Below are 17,827 nucleotides of genomic sequence, written 5' to 3'. Positions count from 1 at the left end.
CGAAAGATTTTGTTCTATACGTTAAAATATATCAAAATATTCTGAATTTAACAATTACAATTCAACCTTCTTCAAAAATTATTACATTAGGTTTAATACTTTCCCATACACAATTGTTGAGAAAATTATAGTCCCTTTACAAAAGAAAGAATTTTCAGATATTATTAAATAAACAAGATTATACATCTAGACAACTTTTTGTATAGGAGTGTTGATATGTTAAACAAGTTCAAATTTTTTTGTTGTATTTTAGTAATGTTCTTACTTCTACCGCTATCCCCTTTCCAAGCACAAGCAGCAAACAATTTAGGTTCAAAATTACTCGTTGGATATTGGCATAACTTTGATAACGGTACTGGCATTATTAAATTAAAAGACGTTTCACCAAAATGGGATGTAATCAATGTATCTTTTGGTGAAACTGGTGGTGATCGTTCCACTGTTGAATTTTCTCCTGTGTATGGTACAGATGCAGACTTCAAATCAGATATTTCTTATTTAAAAAGTAAAGGAAAGAAAGTAGTTCTTTCAATAGGTGGACAAAATGGAGTCGTTTTACTTCCTGACAATGCCGCTAAGGATCGTTTTATTAATTCCATACAGTCTCTAATCGATAAATACGGTTTTGATGGAATAGATATTGACCTTGAATCAGGTATTTACTTAAACGGAAATGATACTAATTTCAAAAATCCAACTACTCCCCAAATCGTAAATCTTATATCAGCTATTCGAACAATCTCAGATCATTATGGTCCAGATTTTCTATTAAGCATGGCTCCTGAAACAGCTTATGTTCAAGGCGGTTATAGCGCATATGGAAGCATATGGGGTGCATATTTACCAATTATTTACGGAGTGAAAGATAAACTAACATACATTCATGTTCAACACTACAACGCTGGTAGCGGGATTGGAATGGACGGTAATAACTACAATCAAGGTACTGCAGACTACGAGGTCGCTATGGCAGATATGCTCTTACATGGTTTTCCTGTAGGTGGTAATGCAAATAACATTTTCCCAGCTCTTCGTTCAGATCAAGTCATGATTGGGCTTCCAGCAGCACCAGCGGCAGCTCCAAGTGGTGGATACATTTCGCCAACTGAAATGAAAAAAGCTTTAAATTATATCATTAAAGGAGTTCCGTTCGGAGGAAAGTATAAACTTTCTAACCAGAGTGGCTATCCTGCATTCCGCGGCCTAATGTCTTGGTCTATTAATTGGGATGCAAAAACAACTTCGAATTCTCAAATAACTATAGAACATATTTTGATGGTCTTTCCTTGCAAAAATAACAAAGTAAAACTATAATTAGCCCCCATCAATCGGACATTTATGGGCAATCAATGCAGGATAAAAACAGCAATAGGACCCTTTATAGGTCCTATTGTTGTTTTTTATTTATGAAAATTACTTTGTCACATCTAAAGTTTTAAGAAACTGTTTTCCATCGCCCAACATCGCACGTTCCTCCGAATCATATTGTTAAATATTCTAGTCACTCTTTTGCTTCAACACAAAAACTGAAAGTTCAGGTACACTACAAAATCTAACAGGCATCCTAGTAGTCCCAATACCACGATTTACATATAAATATAACTGCTTACTCTTCCCCTCCACTTCATACATACCTTCAACATAACTCTCAGCTAGTTTGGTAGTAATTAACGGACCTACAAAAGGGATTTGGACTTGTCCCCCGTGACTATGTCCTGACAGTTGAAGATCAACTGGGTAACGATTTATTTTGGTTACAACATCCGGCTCATGTACTAATAACATGTTGAAATCATTTTGTTTCAAGTTTTTTAAAGTTGAATCTATTTTCGGCTTCCCTAATAGAAAATCATCCAAACCTGATATTGTAATATATTTGCCGTTTTCCACTTTAATTTTCTGCACTTCATTTACTAATACAGAAAAACCAGCTTCCTCGATATATTTTTTGTAAAATAAACTACCGCCCCCGCCCCTATCATGATTCCCAAACACAGCATATTTCCCTAAGGGAGCATAAATTTTCTGCAAAATAGCCTTCGCTCCCTCTCTTTCTGCACTATAAGAACCAAATTTATCTATTAAATCTCCGGTAAAAACTACTATATCTGGATGTAATTCATTCATCTTCTCCACCAAATGTTCAAGTTGCTTCAATGTAAACTCTGGCCCTAAATGTACATCTGAAAACTGTAATATTTTTTTATTATTAAATTCTTTAGGAATTGCAGAAGCTTCTATTTCATTCCATGTAACTGTTACTAGTTTTCGTTCTATTTCTGTCGCATAATAATACAAACTTACTAGTATCATTAATATACTTATAAAACTAATAATAAATATCTTTACGATTGATTTTTTCGTTCTTTTTACATGATTCGTATTCATGTTTTCACCTCTAGAAACACTTTAAATCCTTATTGTTACATTAATGTGACAACATGAACAATGTTATTAATATGTAATTTCCTCCCTATTCACTTTGACAATTTTATACAGAAGTCATACCATATTTTTATAATACATATATTTTCGAATCTTTTTCTATTCATTCCATCATTTTATTACGGAGGGGTTATTCATGTCTGTATTTACACCAGAAGAAATTACGGAACTTGCTGCGAATTCCGGAAGGAAAAAAGCTCATTTATCATTACTCCCTATGCTAATTCTCGGTTTTTTTGGCGGTGCTTTTATCGCATTAGGGTATTTACTCGATATTCATGTTATTGGAACAATGCCAAAATATTGGGGATCATTTACTAGTTTTCTAGGCGCTGCTGTATTCCCTATCGGTCTTATTCTCGTTATTCTTGCAGGCGGTGAACTAGTAACTGGTAACATGATGACAGTTTCTATGGCTTGGCTTCAAAAGAAAATTACTTTATTTCATTTCATACGAAATTTAGTTATTGTTACGTTTAGCAATTTCATAGGGGCTGTATTTGTAGCCTACTTTTTCGGCCATATCGTTGGCTTAACTGAAGGAGCTTTTTTAGCGAAAACTATTTCTATCGCTCAAGCGAAACTACAAGATACACCATTGCAAGCATTTATTTCTGCAATCGGATGTAATTGGCTCGTTTGTTTAGCTGTTTGGCTCAGTATGGGAAGTAAAGAATTTATCGGAAAGATTATCGGTATTTGGTTCCCAGTTATGACTTTTGTTGCGATTGGATTTCAACACGTTGTAGCAAATATGTTTGTCATCCCAGCCGCAATTTTTGCCGGTCATTTCACTTGGGCTGAATATTTTCCAAACTTTATTTTTGTTTTCTTTGGAAATTTAGTAGGAGGTATGTTATTTGTAGCACTACCTTACTTCATATCTTATAATAAGAAACTATCTTCTTATCAAGAGAAGACTGAAATGAAGAACAAATCTCTGTCGGCTTAAATAGAATGTCTATAAAGAACCCTAAAAATATTACAAATTTCATTTTTTTTGCGAATATATGTACGTACACTTGTTCTCGAATGTTTTATACGTTATAATAACAACTTAAATAGCATTATTTACATATGAGGTGAAAAACATGAACAAAACAGAATTAATTAAAAACGTAGCACAAAATGCTGAGATTTCTCAAAAAGAAGCTACTGTAGTTGTACAAACTGTAGTAGAATCAATCACTAACACTTTAGCTGCTGGTGAAAAAGTACAACTTATCGGATTCGGTACATTCGAAGTTCGCGAAAGAGCTGCTCGTACAGGCCGTAACCCACAAACTGGTGAAGAAATGCAAATCGCAGCTTCTAAAGTACCTGCTTTCAAAGCTGGTAAAGAACTAAAAGAAGCTGTAAAATAATGAAAAATATCCTTCTCATTTATGAGAAGGATATTTTTTCATAACATAATTAATAAAAATCTGACCATTATGCTGTTTCTTTTGTTCTTTTATGCAAATAAAATCTTTACTTTCAAAAAAAGGTTTTGCGGTAATGCTCGCCTCTGTATATATCTCCCTATGTCCCAAGTTCACTGCTTCTTTTTCTAACTTCTGTAGTATGTATGAAGCGACTCTTTTCCCTTGATAATCTTTATGCGTAAATAAACGATCTACGTAACGATCATCGTTATAATCCCCAAACCCCACAATCATACCTTTATGATCCGCTACATAGCTAATATTCTTTTCTAAAGACTGTAACCAATTTTCTCTATCTAGTCGCTCCGGTGCCCACGCCTGTAGCTGTAACTCATTATAATCTTTTGCATTAACCGTATGAACTGTTTCATAGAACAATTGTAATACTTGATCTAAATCTTTTTTCTGGAATGTTCTAATTATAATATCTTTTAACATATATAAGTCTCCTTACCAAACTACCTCTTAACTTTTCTACTACATACGATTCTATATTTCTGCTTTATTATATCGTTTTAATTTCTATACGAACAAAAAAACAATACTTATTCAAGTATTGTTTTTTAATTCTATTCAATTACTTAATGTAGCTTTTTAAGGTTTTAATTTAACTCTTTGTAATCGTAATGCATTTAATACAACGGATACAGAACTAAATGCCATCGCTGCTCCAGCAACCCAAGGGGCTAAGAAACCTAATGCCGCAATTGGAATTCCTAACGCGTTATAAGCTAATGCCCAGAATAAATTTTGTTTAATATTTCTTATCGTCATTTTACTCATAAATATCGCATCAGCAATACTATTTAAGTCACCGCGGATTAACGTTATATCCGCTGCTTCCATCGCTACATCCGTTCCCGTTCCAATTGCCATACCAATGTTCGCTGTAGCAAGAGCAGGAGCATCATTTATCCCGTCTCCAACCATCGCTACTTTCTTACCATTTGCTTGCAGTTTTTTCACTTCTTCTGCTTTTCCTTCTGGCAATACTTCTGCAATTACGTGATCAATACCAACTTGCTTTGCAATTGCCTGAGCAGTTTGTGTATTATCTCCTGTAATCATCACAACGTCTAGACCCATTTTTTTCAGTCTTGCGATAGCTGCTTTTGAAGTATCTTTCACAGTATCTGCAACGGCAACTATACCAGCATATTCTTTATCGATTGCAATAAGCATTGCTGTTTTTCCTTCTCGTTCTAGCGCTTCCATTGATTTAGAAACTTCTTCAATATCAATATTGAATTTCTTCATTAATCGACGTGTACCAATTAATAAGTGTTTTCCTTCTACAACTGATTCGATACCAAATCCCGGAATCGCTTCAAACGTTTCTGAACTCGGGATATCAATTTTCTTTTCTTTAATTCCTTCTACAATCGCTTCTGCAAGCGGATGTTCAGAATTTCTTTCTGCTGCCCCTACTAATCTAAGCAGTTCATTTTCATTGAATCCATCTGCTACAATTACATCTGTTAATACCGGCTTCCCATTTGTCACTGTACCCGTTTTATCTAGAATAACCGTATCTAATCGGTGCGTTGCTTCTAAATGCTCTCCACCTTTAAATAAAATACCATACTCAGCCGATCTTCCTGATCCTGCCATAATAGATGTAGGCGTTGCAAGACCTAATGCACATGGACAAGCAATAACAAGTACTGCTATCATTTTCTCAAGTGCTCCGCCAAAATCACCAGGTGTAACAAATATCATCCATACTGCAAATGTGATAATCGCAATCACAACTACAACCGGTACGAAAATACCTGAAATTTGATCTGCTACCCTTTGAATAGGAGCTTTTGAACCTTGTGCCTCTTCTACTACTTTAATAATTTGAGCTAATGCAGTATCTCTTCCTACCTTAGTTGCTTTCACTTTTAAAAATCCATTTTTATTTATTGTCGAACCTATTACTACATCCCCAATTGACTTATCAACAGGAATACTTTCACCCGTTAACATCGATTCATCAATTGCTGACTTTCCTTCTACAATCTCACCATCTACTGGTATTTTTTCACCAGGCTTTACATAGACGATATCACCAGTTACTACTTCTTCAATCAAAATTTTTATTTCTGTTCCATCTCGCACAACTGTAGCTGTCTTCGCTTGTAAACCCATCAATTTTTTAATTGCTTCTGATGAGCGCCCTTTTGCTTTCGCTTCAAATAATTTACCTAAAATAATTAATGTAATAAGTACCGCACTCGTTTCAAAATATAAATCTGTCATATGTTCCGAAGAACCAATAGATTGAATACTTAAATATACACTATAGAAGTACGCGGCCGACGTTCCAAGCGCCACGAGAACATCCATATTAGCACTTTTATTGCGTAACGCTTTATAAGCCCCAACATAAAACTGTCCACCAATGATAAATTGAACAGGAGTTGCAAGTGCTAGTTGCACCCAAGGGTTCATTAACATATCCGGTAAATAAATAAATGACGTAAATGAGAAATGACTAACCATTGCCCACAATAATGGGAAAGATAAAATAAACGAAATAATAAACTTCTTCTTTTGTCTTTCAATTTCTTGTAATCGATGATCAGTTGATGCATCTTGATCATCTGGTTTCACTTCTAATTTATATCCTAGCTTCGTAATCGCGCTCTTCATTTCATTTACATTAACTTCATCAGGGTTAAAGTCTACTGTGGCTGATTCTAAAGCAAAATTTACTGTCGCCTTGTTCACACCATCTAACTTATTTAAACGCTTTTCAACTCTATTTGCACATGCTGCACATGTCATTCCTGAAACAGTAAATTCAGCTTTATCACTTACAATTCCATATCCTAATGATTCAACTTTTTCTTTAAATTGTTGCGGATTTGTTTTAGTTGGATCGTACATTATTTTTGTTTTTTCAAGCGCAAAATTTACATTTGCCTCATGAACACCTTCTACTTTTTTTAGACCTTTTTCAATTCTATTTGCACATGCCGCACATGTCATTCCTGATATTTGAAGATTGGCCTCTTTTTTTTCATTCATGTCTCTCACCTCTATATACCCTTATGAGGTATAATGATTAGCAAAATAAATCGTACTTCATTTAAAGTACGATTTATTTTCATATCTAAAAATAATTATTGAACATCGTATCCTTGATCTTCGATTACAGCAACGATATCTTTTAATGTGACAGCAGACGAGTCGATAGTAACTTCAACAGTTCCTTCTGCTAATTGAACCTTCACTTGTTCAACACCGTTTAGCTCTTTCACACTGCTTTCGATAGCATTTACACAATGTCCACAAGACATACCTTCAACCTGTAATGTTAACTGTTCCATTTAAAATCCTCCTCTTGTTTATTCATTGTTTGTTAATCACAATTATATCTTACCATACCCCCCTAAGGTAATCAATGGTTTTGTATCATGATTTTTCAATTATTTTCTAAAAGTTTATTTTACACACACTTTTTCACTACAATACACCCAAATCCAATATGAGGGTAAACAAAAAAACAAGCCAGTTAAATACTAGCTTGTTTTTACGCTTTTGAAAAACGTTCAAATACTGTCATTAATTCTTCAATTGCTTCGTCACCATTTCCATTTTTAATAGCTCCTGAAACACAATGACTCGTATGATTTTTGAGAACGCCCATTCCTACTTTTTTCATCGCTGCATTAATCGCTGAAATTTGCACTAAAATATCTACGCAATAACGATCATTTTCAATCATGTTTTGAATACCGCGGACCTGTCCTTCAATTCTCTTTAATCTATTTATAATCTGTTCTTTTTCTTTTTCTGATCTATGTGTTACTGCTTCATGCTCTTTATGATCCATATTATCACCTTCTTAAAGTTTCTCTTCATCCAATAAAACAATTGTTTTTTATGAGTATACCAATTATAGCATTAAATATCTACGCATGATACCCCATAAGAGTATATTTACACTTTATGATTATTCTTAACAACGCATTAGCTTCTTAATCTCAATTTTCAGTATACCCTTTCCTTTTTGTCAAAAAATCATTATATCTCTCATCAAAATTCAATAAAGTGAAACAAGAATAAGCGGGGATTACCCGCCCCCGCTTATTCTTCGTCTATAATGTTTTAATTTAAATTTTCAGATATTTAACCCGAGAATTTTTTCTTTCCATATATAATTATTGCTGATCACATACTTTTGTATCATTCACTACTGAAGTTCCTTCAACGGTTACCGTATGAAAACAGTCATTTACTCGAACTGTCACAACATTATCTTGCCGATCAATGATATGATATTCATTAAAATTTTTATTTAGAGCACTGCGAATTTGTTCTCCTTCATAAATTGGAATGCCATGTGATAGAACCCAAATAAGTCCAGCGATAGCAAGAATTGTTTTCATACGATCTACCTCCTTGGGAATATAGTGAACTTTTCATCCATGCTTTTTCAGCTCTACGAATCCTGATTGTAATAAACCAAGCCTTTTGGAAATAAGTTCATTTCGTCTATTTTATGTTTATGCTAATTGTGACCGAATTGTGACAACTTTTTGTCTCTTTAGACGAAAAGTTGAAACAAAACTTTCGAAAAGGACAATTCTACACATTAAAAAAGGTTATGGAATATTTCATCCATAACCTTTTTTCCTATACGTAACTAATAAACCTCAATCCTTTACTTAAAGACGTCGGCACAACAGATGCATGATTCTCCCCTTCAGCTTCATAAAACTTAAATTTAAGTTTATCGTGGTTTACTTGGAGAAGGCGCTCTGATAATTCATTTGCACCTACAACCATATGCTCTCGTTCAAGTGATCCAACTGTAAGGAACACTCCTGTTTCAAACTTAGCATTGTTTAATTCAATTATAAGGTTCTCTTCTTTTTCAAGAACGGATTTATTATTCCACCATATAGATGGACTACTAATAAAATAATTTTGAAAAGCATTCAAGTTTGTAAATAGTATATGCAAAGCGAATAGGCCACCTAAAGAATGCCCAAATAAAGTTTGCTTACCTTTATCAATCTCAAAATTCTTTTCAATTTGTGGTTTCAGTTCTTCTTCAATAAAAGTAAAGAAATTATGTGCTCCTCCTGTTTTAGGCCACGGTTTACCGTCTGGTTTTAAAGGGGCATCTTTTGAAATTACGCTAGGCGTAAAATCATAGCACCTTTCTTCCCCTGAAAATGCGCCTTCAATTGGATAACCCACTCCTACTATAATAGCTGGTGAAACACCGGTTTTTTCCGCTCTTACTGATTGTATTTTAACTGCTTCATGAAATGTTTGAAAAAAGGCATTGCCATCTAATACGTAAATGACAGGATATCCTGAATCCGGTGCTGGTTGCTTCGGCTTTGAAATATGAATTTGATATTCCTTACCTTCTAATTTTGAATACATTTTCCACTGCTCTGTATTAGATGTTATAATCTGCTGTTTTTCAACTGTAGTATTCACCCTATCCCCCCCTTTTTAACTTGTTACATATATTTCGATTTTTTCTTCTTGAGATACAACGCTATCATAACCGAAACAAACAGGAGCCCCGTTATACGGATCAATCATGACACGCGCATCAATATGAAATACTTCTTTTAACACTTCATTTGTAATGATTTCTTCTGGGCTACCAGTTGTAACAATTTCGCCTTCCTTCATTGCAATAATTTCATCTGAAAACCTTGATGCATGGTTAATATCATGTAATACCATAACAACCGTACAATTATGTTCTTTATTTAACTTCTCCACAATTTGTAATACATCTAATTGATGAGACATATCAAGGTATGTAGTTGGCTCATCTAATAGCAACACTTCTGTCTCTTGTGCTAATGCCATCGCTAGCCATACCTTTTGTCTTTGACCACCTGATAAATTTGCAATTTGTCTCGTTCGAAATTCAGAAGTTTTCGTTATATCTAATGCCCAATCAATCATTTCTTTATCTTTTGTCGTTAACTTATTTACGTTATTTCGATGTGGATAGCGTCCATAAGAAATTAATTCTTCCACTTTAAGCTCACCTGGTGCAATTGGAGTTTGCGGGAGTAAAGCTAACTGCTTCGCAATTTCTTTCGTTGGAATTGTATGTAAATCCTGTCCTTGCAAATATACTTTACCGCTTTTTTGTTTTAAAATTCTTCCCATTGTTTTTAACAATGTCGATTTACCGCAACCGTTTGGACCTATAATTGTCGTTACTTTTCCTTCTTGTATTTCCACATTTAAATCGCGAAACACTGTAAGCTTTTCATAACTTGTTTCTAAATTTTTTGCACTTAAAATACTCACTTTTATTCCTCCTCTTACGCTTTCGCCTTATAAAGTAAATATAAGAAATACGGTACACCGACAATAGAAATAACGATTCCCACTGGTAGCTCTACAGGTGTAAAAACTGTTTTCGCAATAAAGTCTGAAGCAATTACAAGAAACATTCCGATTACGCCGCACGTAGGAATTATATACTTATGTTGAATACCGACAAGCCTTTTCGCTATATGCGGTGCCATTAAGCCAATAAAACCGATACTCCCTGAAACAGCAACACATGCGCTCACAAGCCCGATACTACTTAATAGTAAAATCGATTTCTCTCTTTCTACTGAAACACCTAAACTTGTAATACTCGTTTCTTCCAATTGAAATAAATCTAATAAATAAGCTTTCTTTTGTATAAGCGGAATTAAGATAATAAGCCATGGTAACATAGCCACAATATACTTCCAGTTTGCACTATATATGCTTCCAGACACCCACACTGCGGCCATTTCAAAATCAGTTGACTTCATTTTGAGTGATAAGTACATAGAAAAGGCTCCAAATCCTGATCCAATTGCAATCCCTGTTAATAAAAGTCGCTGCGAATCTAATTTACCGTTTTTCCAAGAAAACAGATAAATGATGATAGCTGCACCTAATCCGCCTACTAAACCAAACATTGGCATCATCATAATAGAAACCCAGTCTGTGCTTTTTAATTGCCCTTGAAAGAAAAACATAAAAATGACAATCGCTGTTCCTGCTCCGGCATTTACGCCTAAAATACCTGGGTCCGCCAACCCATTTCTCGTAATCCCTTGAATAACGGCACCCGCAACACCAAGGCCTAATCCTACTAATCCAGCAATTACGATGCGCGGAAGGCGAAACTCAAAAATAACTAAATCATGTTCTGGTACTGGATCAATTCTAAACAGTGTTTTAAATACATCTGTAATCGTAATGTCGAACGTACCATTTGTTAAACTAATATAAATAGCACATAGTATTAAAAATATAATAATCCCCATCGTCATTCCGAAACGTTGACTTGAACTTTTAAGCATGTCTCTCTCCTCCTCTAGTACGGATTAAATAAAGGAAGAAAGGAATTCCAATTAAAGAGGTAACGACTCCAATAGGTGTTTCAAATGGATAGTTTACAAATCTACTCAAAACGTCACATAACGCTAAGAAAACGCCACCAATAACACCTGCACATGGCAAAATCCACTTATAATCTACCCCAATTATAAAGCGCGTAATGTGCGGAATAATTAAACCTACAAAACCAACTTTCCCCACTAAAGCAACTGCTGTTCCTGTTAAGAAAATTACCGATAAAATTGCCATCGCTTTAACTAGTTTTGTACGTTGCCCTAAATTAATAGAAACCTCTTCGCCTAATGAAAGAATGGTAATAGATTTTGATATTAACAATGCTAAAATTATTCCAATTATCCCAAACGGTATCGTGATTTTAATGATATTAGGATCTACTTGATCTAACTTTGCATTAAACCAAAAACTAACATTTTGAGAAATTTGGAAATACGAAGCCATTGCAGCCGATACACTACTTAAAAATGTTCCAATAACTGTTCCTATAATCGCTAACCTAACTGGTGATAAGCCATTTTGAAGGAGCGAACCAAAACCAAACACGATACCGGCTCCTAGTGCAGAACCAATCATTGAACATACAACCATACCAATTGATGACATTCCCGGAAGAAAAATCATGCTAAGTGTAATAACAAAGGCAGCGCCATCCGTCACACCCATAATAGAAGGGGATGCAAGATAGTTTCTTGTCATCCCCTGCATAAGTGCTCCTGATATGGCTAGAAATGCTCCGACTAAAAGAGCTGCAACTACCCTTGGTAAACGTGAAGTAATAATAATATTATGATTTACATCGCTTGAATCAAAATGAAATAATGCGTTCCACACTGTTTCAGCGTCAATACTTTTTGCCCCATACAAAATCGAAAGTATAATTGTAAATAAGATGAGTATGGGTGCTATACATAATATAGTTACTGGTACTGCATTTGTTTTCTGCATATCATTCAACGCACCTTACTTATTGTATTATTTAGATAAATTTTTCACGGCTTCTTTTAAGAATGCTGTTTTACTCCAAGCTGTACCACCTTGTGCCATTGGATCTACAACATTTACAAATACTTTCTTTTCCTTCGCAGCATTCATACTTTGCCAAATTGGATTACTTTCAATTTCTTCTAACACTTTCGGGTTTTTATTTTCACTTGCCTCATATTGTAAGAAAATATAATCTGGGTTAAGTTCAGCAAGTTTTTCAAATGAAATTTTCTCTTGTGCTTTTACAGTTTTCAATTGTTCTGGAGCAGTTAGTCCAAGATCTTTATAAATTACAGGATTGAAGTATACTCCTTCTGGATATAGGAATAATTCGTTTGCTCTTAGTCTTATGACAAGTACTTTTTTATCTTTTAACTTATCTCCTAGTTTTGCTTTTGCTTTTTCAGCGTCCGAATTGTAATCCTTAATAATTTTTTCGGCTTTATCTTTTTTACCAGTTAATTCTCCCATTAACTTTAAGTTATCTTCCCAATTTGTTGAAACGTGTGATACCGGGAATGTAGGAGCTACTTTCGTAAACTTTTCAGCTGTTTCTGCTGGGAATTTCGTACTCGATGTAATAACATCTGGTTTTAATTGTAGTAATGTTTCGAAATTGGGTTGCATTTTCTCACCAACAGATTTAGCACCTTCTAACTCTTTTTCAAGATATTTTGGTAATTTACCACCTACAGTAATGGCACCAACTGGTTTAATTCCAAGTACTGCCGCATCTTCCATTGACTCTAAACTAGCTGTCGCAATTTTATCTACTTTTGCTGGCACTGTATACTCTTTACCTAAATATGTGATTTTTCGTTTTTCATCTTTTTTCGTTTCCGTAGCTTTTGTCTGTTGTTTTTGCTCGCCTGAAGTTTTATCCGCACTATTACATGCCGCTAAACCTACACTTAAAACTGTAACCATCCCTAAAGTAAATAATTTCTTGTTCATCTTTATATGTCTCCTCTCGAATTTTCAAACTATATTCTCAATAAAATTTAACTATATGAACCTTGTCCCATATATATATTTCATTAGATTAATAATTTTATCCAGAACTCATTCCCGTTCACTTCCCCTAGACTATAATTCTTTTACGCCTTCATCACTTGATAATCATTTTCACTGATAATGATTATCGTTACTAAGTATATATTTAATATGAAATTATTTCAAGAATGATTTGAAAAATTTTAACAAACTGAATTAAAGAAGTATCTCCCTAATATTAGGGAGATACTTCTTTTTTTTTAGAAATTTATATGTAATTCAACTGGACAATGGTCTGACCCCATTACTTCACTATTAATTTTCGCTTCTGTTATTTGGTCTTTCATTCTTTCCGAAACAACAAAATAATCTAAACGCCATCCGATATTTTTCGCTCTCGCGCCCATACGATACGACCACCACGAGTATGCACCTTCTTGATTAGGATAAAGGTAACGATATGTATCAATAAATCCTTCTTCTAAAATACATGAAAATTTCTCTCGTTCCTCATCAGAGAATCCAGGATTTTCACGATTACTTTTCGGATTTTTCAAATCGATTTCTTTATGAGCAACATTTAAGTCTCCACAAAAAATAACTGGTTTCTTCTCATCTAATCGTTTGATATAGGACCTGAAATCATCTTCCCATTTCATTCTGTAATCTAATCGTTCTAATCCACGTTTTGAATTTGGTGTATATAACGTTATCATGTAAAAATCTTCGAATTCTAAAGTAATAAGTCGCCCTTCTTGATCATGCTCTTCAATGCCTAAACCATATGTAACTGAAAGCGGTTCTTTTTTCGAAAAAATAGCAGTTCCTGAATATCCTTTTTTCACAGCATAATTCCAGTATGTATAATATCCCTCTAAATTTAAATCAATTTGCCCTTCTTGTAATTTAATCTCTTGTAGACAAAATATGTCAGCACTTGATTCCTCAAGATATTCCAAAAATCCACCTTTTGCGATAACAGCTCGCAAACCATTTACATTCCATGAAATTAACTTCATTTATAGTCCTCCTCTTGATGTTTATTTCCAAATTTCATGCTATCACAAAATAGAAAACAATCATATTTTCACCTTTGTAATCTTGCTCTTACATTTATGAATACATACATACGCACTTTATTCAGGTTATACTAATTTCAGAGGTGATGTTCTATGCACAATGAAGGAGTTACATTAACAAATGAGTATTGGCAAGCAATTATTCATAATGATTCTTCCTATGATAGCAAATTCTTTTATGCTGTGAAATCAACTGGAATCTTTTGCAGACCATCATGCAAATCAAGAATACCGAATAGAAACAATGTACGAATTTTTCATCATGCAGAGCAAGCATTAAGTGAGAACTTTCGCCCGTGCAAACGTTGTAAGCCAAATGGGATCACTTTACCTAATGAAGAGTGGGTAGAACAAATTAAAGACTATATCGAAAAGCATTATGACGAATCCTTAACTCTCGACATGCTTGCGGAAATGTGTCACGGTAGCCCTTTTCATTTACAACGTACTTTCAAAAGAATAATAGGGTTAACTCCTATAGAATATATACAACAATTCAGGGTTCTTAAAGCAACCGAATACCTTTTACACACAAATCAATCTATTAAAGAAATTAGTACTGCTGTCGGGATAGAAAACCCAGAGTATTTCGCAACTTTATTTAAAAAGAAAACCGGATTTACTCCTACTGAATATCGAAAAAAGAACGAAATGAAAGAGGGATACGATAATGAATTCCTACAAAAATAATTATATATATTGGACGCTACTTACACATAAAAATTGGCGATTTCATATTGCTGCAACTGAAAATGGACTATGTTTCATTGGATCACAAGACGAAAACTTTGAAGAATTAAATATATGGGCTAGAAAAAAACTGCCCCAACATATATTGACCCATAGTCCAGGTTACTTGCAAATATATACGCAAGAAGTTATCGAGTATTTAGAAAACAAGCGAGAAACTTTTACATTTCCTATCGATGCTTATGGAACTAATTTTCAATTATCTGTTTGGAATACGGTACGTGAAATTCCTTATGGAAAGACATATTCTTATACAGAAATTGCTGAAAGAATTCAAAAACCTAAAGCTGTGCGCGCCGTTGCTTCTGCTATTGCTGCTAACCCTCTTCTTATTACCATTCCTTGTCACCGCGTTATTGGGAAGAATGGGAAACTAACCGGATTTAGGGGTGGATTAGAAATGAAGAAAAAATTGCTTACATTAGAAAAGTTGCAGGTGGAATTCATATGACAGCAGAATATAATAGCGCATTATCTATAGCAGTTCCAAAAGAATTTTGTTTCCAAGAAAATTTACGTTATCTATCACGCTCTAACAATGAATGTATGTTCCATATTGAAGATAACAAAATTTATAAAGTTATCCCTGTTCAAGATGTAAATCCTTTAGTTGAAATTAGTGTGAATACAGATGGGAATATTCAAATACGTTGTTTAGAAGAACCATATACATCTGAAAAATCGATACGTGAAGCTGTAGTTAACTATGTAAAAGAATGGTTTGATTTAACTACTGATTTAGCCCCATTTTATACATTAGCTAAACATGATTTACTCCTTCAAGGACCAATTGAACAATATTATGGCCTTCGTACTTTAGGCATTCCAGACTTATTTGAGGCACTTTCCTGGGGAATTATCGGTCAACAAATTAACTTAACATATGCTTATACACTAAAAAGGAGATTAGTTGAGCAATTTGGAAGTTATGTAGAATGGGACGATAGAAAACATTGGATATTCCCATCACCTGAAACAATTGCAAATCTACATGTAGAAAATCTTCAACAATTAAAAATGACGACTAGAAAATGTGAATATTTAATCGGTATTGCGAAGCTTATTACAGAGAGAAAATTATCAAAAGAGGATTTACTGCAAACACAAGATGTAAAGGTTGCTGAGAAACAATTAACTGCTATCCATGGTATAGGACCATGGACTGCCAACTATGTTTTAATGCGTTGTTTAAGATTTCCTTCGGCTTTTCCAATTGATGATGTTGGTCTGCATAATGCAATTAAATTTATAACAGGTTCCGAAAATAAACCGACAAAAAATGAAATAAAAGATTTCGCGGCAAACTGGGCTAATTGGGAGTCTTATGCGACTTTTTATTTGTGGCGAGTACTATATTAAAAGAACCAAGTAGCACATTCGTACTACTTGGTTCTTTTTTAAGCTTGCTCCTCAAAACGTCTTGCAATTTCCACAATAACTTGAACGGCTTTTTCCATAGTATCTACCGAAACATACTCAAATTTACCGTGATAGTTTTCACCACCAGTGAAAATATTCGGCGTCGGTAATCCCATATATGATAATTGTGATCCATCTGTGCCTCCGCGAATCGGATGAATATTTGGTTCAATGTCTAAACTTTTCATTGCTTCATATGCAATATCAACAATTTCTCTTACCGGTTCAATTTTTTCAAGCATGTTATAGTATTGATCATTCATTTCTAAAACGACTGCATCTTCGCCATATTTTTCTTGCATAGTCTTCACAATATTTTTAACGTTATTTTTACGTGCCTCAAAATTTTCACGATCAAAGTCTCGAATAATATAATATGCTTTACTTTGCTCAACATCACCATTTAAAGAAAGTAAATGATAGAATCCTTCATAGCCTTCTGTATATTCTGGCGCATCTTCTACTGGTAAATACCCATTAAACTCCATAGCAAGTTTAGTAGCATTGCGCATTTTATTTTTTGCTGTTCCAGGATGTGTATTCGTTCCGTTAAACGTTAACTTAGCACCTGCAGCATTAAAACTTTCATACTCTAAACCACCTAATGGACCTCCATCCATCGTATAAGCGAATGATGCACCAAACGCTTCTACATCAAAATGCGCTGGCCCACGACCAATTTCTTCATCCGGTGTAAATGCTACTCTTATTTTCCCGTGCTTAATTTGTGGATTATGTATTAAATGGTTCATTGCAACCATAATTTCTGTAAGACCAGCTTTATCATCTGCTCCTAGAAGTGTTGTACCATCAGTTGTAATAATGGTATGTCCTTTATATGATGGTAATTCCGGGAACTGCTCTGATGTTAACACAACATTTAGCTCTTCATTTAACGTAATTGCATTACCATCAAAATTTTCATGAATTTGTGGTTTGACGTTTTTCCCTGTAAAGTCTGTTGCCGTATCTAAATGGGCTAAAAATCCGATTACAGGAACATCCTTGTCCGTATTAGCTGGAAGTGTTGCCATTACATAGCCATTATCATCCATCGTTACTTCTGTTAAACCAATTTCTTTTAGCTCTTCCACTAATAACTTACCAAACTCAATTTGTCCTGGTGTTGTTGGTACTGTATGACTTTCTTCATTTGATTGCGTATCAATTTTTACATATCTCGTAAATCTTTCAATAAGTTCTTGTTTCAAGTTCATTCACTCCCTTTTATGTTCCTCCCTCCATTATAATCCTTAAAACGAAATATTTTAACTTTTTTGACTGTGAAGATGTATATTTCATTTACATTGTTAACACTTTTACATAACAAAAGAAAATTAGTGAACATATTTAAAGTAC

At 34.2% G+C, this 17,827-nt stretch carries 18 protein-coding genes and 1 pseudogene; 6 read left to right on the top strand and 13 right to left on the bottom strand.

Annotated elements, in window-relative coordinates; translation table 11 throughout:
• Positions 1-216 precede the first annotated feature (216 nt).
• Positions 217-1,298, top strand: a pseudogene (locus IQ781_RS24820) (chitinase).
• Positions 1,299-1,497: 199 nt separating this feature from the next.
• Here the strand turns inward: IQ781_RS24820 and IQ781_RS24815 are convergent.
• A complete protein-coding gene (locus IQ781_RS24815) occupies positions 1,498-2,388 on the bottom strand; it encodes a metallophosphoesterase (protein ID WP_242808198.1) in 891 nt (296 codons plus the stop codon).
• 193 nt (positions 2,389-2,581) lie between these two features.
• Between IQ781_RS24815 and IQ781_RS24810 the strand changes: the two genes are divergently transcribed.
• Complete coding sequence (locus IQ781_RS24810) at positions 2,582-3,397, top strand: formate/nitrite transporter family protein (protein WP_000110545.1); 816 nt, start codon at positions 2,582-2,584, stop codon at positions 3,395-3,397.
• Positions 3,398-3,536: 139 nt separating this feature from the next.
• Positions 3,537-3,809: an HU family DNA-binding protein gene (locus tag IQ781_RS24805; protein WP_001043904.1), complete on the top strand. Its 273-nt coding sequence runs from the start codon at positions 3,537-3,539 to the stop codon at positions 3,807-3,809.
• Between the two features lie 15 nt (positions 3,810-3,824).
• Here IQ781_RS24805 and IQ781_RS24800 read toward each other — a convergent pair whose 3' ends face one another.
• The 11 genes from IQ781_RS24800 to IQ781_RS24750 form a co-directional block, all read right to left on the bottom strand.
• Positions 3,825-4,307, bottom strand: coding sequence for a GNAT family N-acetyltransferase (locus IQ781_RS24800; RefSeq protein WP_000910167.1), 483 nt, complete (start codon positions 4,305-4,307; stop codon positions 3,825-3,827).
• A 156-nt stretch (positions 4,308-4,463) separates the two neighbouring features.
• Positions 4,464-6,884: a heavy metal translocating P-type ATPase gene (locus IQ781_RS24795; RefSeq protein ID WP_001003180.1), complete on the bottom strand. Its 2,421-nt coding sequence runs from the start codon at positions 6,882-6,884 to the stop codon at positions 4,464-4,466.
• Between the two features lie 95 nt (positions 6,885-6,979).
• Complete coding sequence (gene copZ, locus IQ781_RS24790; RefSeq protein WP_000436973.1) at positions 6,980-7,186, bottom strand: copper chaperone CopZ; 207 nt, start codon at positions 7,184-7,186, stop codon at positions 6,980-6,982.
• 203 nt (positions 7,187-7,389) lie between these two features.
• Entirely contained in the window at positions 7,390-7,692 is a 303-nt protein-coding gene (locus IQ781_RS24785; protein WP_000349637.1) for a metal-sensing transcriptional repressor, read from the bottom strand.
• Between the two features lie 328 nt (positions 7,693-8,020).
• Positions 8,021-8,248: a hypothetical protein gene (locus tag IQ781_RS24780; RefSeq protein WP_000849103.1), complete on the bottom strand. Its 228-nt coding sequence runs from the start codon at positions 8,246-8,248 to the stop codon at positions 8,021-8,023.
• Positions 8,249-8,495: 247 nt separating this feature from the next.
• Positions 8,496-9,314, bottom strand: coding sequence for an alpha/beta hydrolase (locus tag IQ781_RS24775; protein ID WP_001098699.1), 819 nt, complete (start codon positions 9,312-9,314; stop codon positions 8,496-8,498).
• Positions 9,315-9,329: 15 nt separating this feature from the next.
• Positions 9,330-10,151 (bottom strand): ABC transporter ATP-binding protein, encoded by an 822-nt coding sequence (locus tag IQ781_RS24770; RefSeq protein WP_000025766.1) that lies wholly within the window; start codon positions 10,149-10,151, stop codon positions 9,330-9,332.
• 14 nt (positions 10,152-10,165) lie between these two features.
• A complete protein-coding gene (locus IQ781_RS24765) occupies positions 10,166-11,188 on the bottom strand; it encodes a FecCD family ABC transporter permease (RefSeq protein WP_000920450.1) in 1,023 nt (340 codons plus the stop codon).
• Positions 11,181-12,188 (bottom strand): FecCD family ABC transporter permease, encoded by a 1,008-nt coding sequence (locus IQ781_RS24760; RefSeq protein WP_001173042.1) that lies wholly within the window; start codon positions 12,186-12,188, stop codon positions 11,181-11,183. The genes IQ781_RS24765 and IQ781_RS24760 overlap by 8 nt, the downstream gene beginning before the upstream one ends.
• 27 nt (positions 12,189-12,215) lie before the next feature.
• Positions 12,216-13,181: an iron-hydroxamate ABC transporter substrate-binding protein gene (locus IQ781_RS24755; RefSeq protein ID WP_001035506.1), complete on the bottom strand. Its 966-nt coding sequence runs from the start codon at positions 13,179-13,181 to the stop codon at positions 12,216-12,218.
• 299 nt (positions 13,182-13,480) lie between these two features.
• Entirely contained in the window at positions 13,481-14,239 is a 759-nt protein-coding gene (locus tag IQ781_RS24750; protein WP_000767620.1) for an exodeoxyribonuclease III, read from the bottom strand.
• A 153-nt stretch (positions 14,240-14,392) separates the two neighbouring features.
• Here IQ781_RS24750 and IQ781_RS24745 point away from each other — a divergent pair, with 153 nt between their 5' ends.
• Genes IQ781_RS24745 through IQ781_RS24735 form a run of 3 tightly spaced genes read left to right on the top strand, consistent with a single transcriptional unit; the run spans position 14,393 to position 16,408 of the window.
• Entirely contained in the window at positions 14,393-14,989 is a 597-nt protein-coding gene (locus IQ781_RS24745; RefSeq protein WP_000551322.1) for a bifunctional transcriptional activator/DNA repair enzyme AdaA, read from the top strand.
• Complete coding sequence (locus IQ781_RS24740) at positions 14,970-15,500, top strand: methylated-DNA--[protein]-cysteine S-methyltransferase (RefSeq protein WP_001089842.1); 531 nt, start codon at positions 14,970-14,972, stop codon at positions 15,498-15,500. The genes IQ781_RS24745 and IQ781_RS24740 overlap by 20 nt, the downstream gene beginning before the upstream one ends.
• Entirely contained in the window at positions 15,497-16,408 is a 912-nt protein-coding gene (locus IQ781_RS24735; RefSeq protein WP_000123503.1) for a DNA glycosylase, read from the top strand. Before IQ781_RS24740 ends, IQ781_RS24735 begins: the two co-directional genes overlap by 4 nt.
• A 38-nt stretch (positions 16,409-16,446) precedes the next feature.
• Here the strand turns inward: IQ781_RS24735 and pepT are convergent, their stop codons facing one another.
• Positions 16,447-17,679, bottom strand: coding sequence for a peptidase T (gene pepT / locus IQ781_RS24730; protein ID WP_139846737.1), 1,233 nt, complete (start codon positions 17,677-17,679; stop codon positions 16,447-16,449).
• Between the last annotated feature and the right edge of the window lie 148 nt (positions 17,680-17,827).

This window comes from Bacillus sp. N447-1 (genome assembly GCF_022701035.1).
Taxonomy (GTDB): domain Bacteria; phylum Bacillota; class Bacilli; order Bacillales; family Bacillaceae_G; genus Bacillus_A; species Bacillus_A cereus.
Note: the sequence above shows the minus strand (reverse complement) of the source record. Positions and strands in the feature narration are given on the sequence as shown.

Bases quoted from the DNA above. Each gene is read 5' to 3' on its own strand.
- IQ781_RS24745 (WP_000551322.1), top strand. From the start codon at position 14,393: ATGCACAATGAAGGAGTTACATTAACAAATGAGTATTGGCAAGCAATT.
- IQ781_RS24755 (WP_001035506.1), bottom strand. From the start codon at position 13,181: ATGAACAAGAAATTATTTACTTTAGGGATGGTTACAGTTTTAAGTGTA.
- IQ781_RS24795 (WP_001003180.1), bottom strand. From the start codon at position 6,884: ATGAATGAAAAAAAAGAGGCCAATCTTCAAATATCAGGAATGACATGT.
- IQ781_RS24810 (WP_000110545.1), top strand. From the start codon at position 2,582: ATGTCTGTATTTACACCAGAAGAAATTACGGAACTTGCTGCGAATTCC.
- IQ781_RS24815 (WP_242808198.1), bottom strand. From the start codon at position 2,388: ATGAATACGAATCATGTAAAAAGAACGAAAAAATCAATCGTAAAGATA.
- IQ781_RS24735 (WP_000123503.1), top strand. From the start codon at position 15,497: ATGACAGCAGAATATAATAGCGCATTATCTATAGCAGTTCCAAAAGAA.
- IQ781_RS24800 (WP_000910167.1), bottom strand. From the start codon at position 4,307: ATGTTAAAAGATATTATAATTAGAACATTCCAGAAAAAAGATTTAGAT.
- IQ781_RS24785 (WP_000349637.1), bottom strand. From the start codon at position 7,692: ATGGATCATAAAGAGCATGAAGCAGTAACACATAGATCAGAAAAAGAA.
- IQ781_RS24780 (WP_000849103.1), bottom strand. From the start codon at position 8,248: ATGAAAACAATTCTTGCTATCGCTGGACTTATTTGGGTTCTATCACAT.
- IQ781_RS24740 (WP_001089842.1), top strand. From the start codon at position 14,970: ATGAATTCCTACAAAAATAATTATATATATTGGACGCTACTTACACAT.
- IQ781_RS24760 (WP_001173042.1), bottom strand. From the start codon at position 12,188: ATGCAGAAAACAAATGCAGTACCAGTAACTATATTATGTATAGCACCC.
- IQ781_RS24765 (WP_000920450.1), bottom strand. From the start codon at position 11,188: ATGCTTAAAAGTTCAAGTCAACGTTTCGGAATGACGATGGGGATTATT.
- IQ781_RS24750 (WP_000767620.1), bottom strand. From the start codon at position 14,239: ATGAAGTTAATTTCATGGAATGTAAATGGTTTGCGAGCTGTTATCGCA.
- IQ781_RS24805 (WP_001043904.1), top strand. From the start codon at position 3,537: ATGAACAAAACAGAATTAATTAAAAACGTAGCACAAAATGCTGAGATT.
- copZ (WP_000436973.1), bottom strand. From the start codon at position 7,186: ATGGAACAGTTAACATTACAGGTTGAAGGTATGTCTTGTGGACATTGT.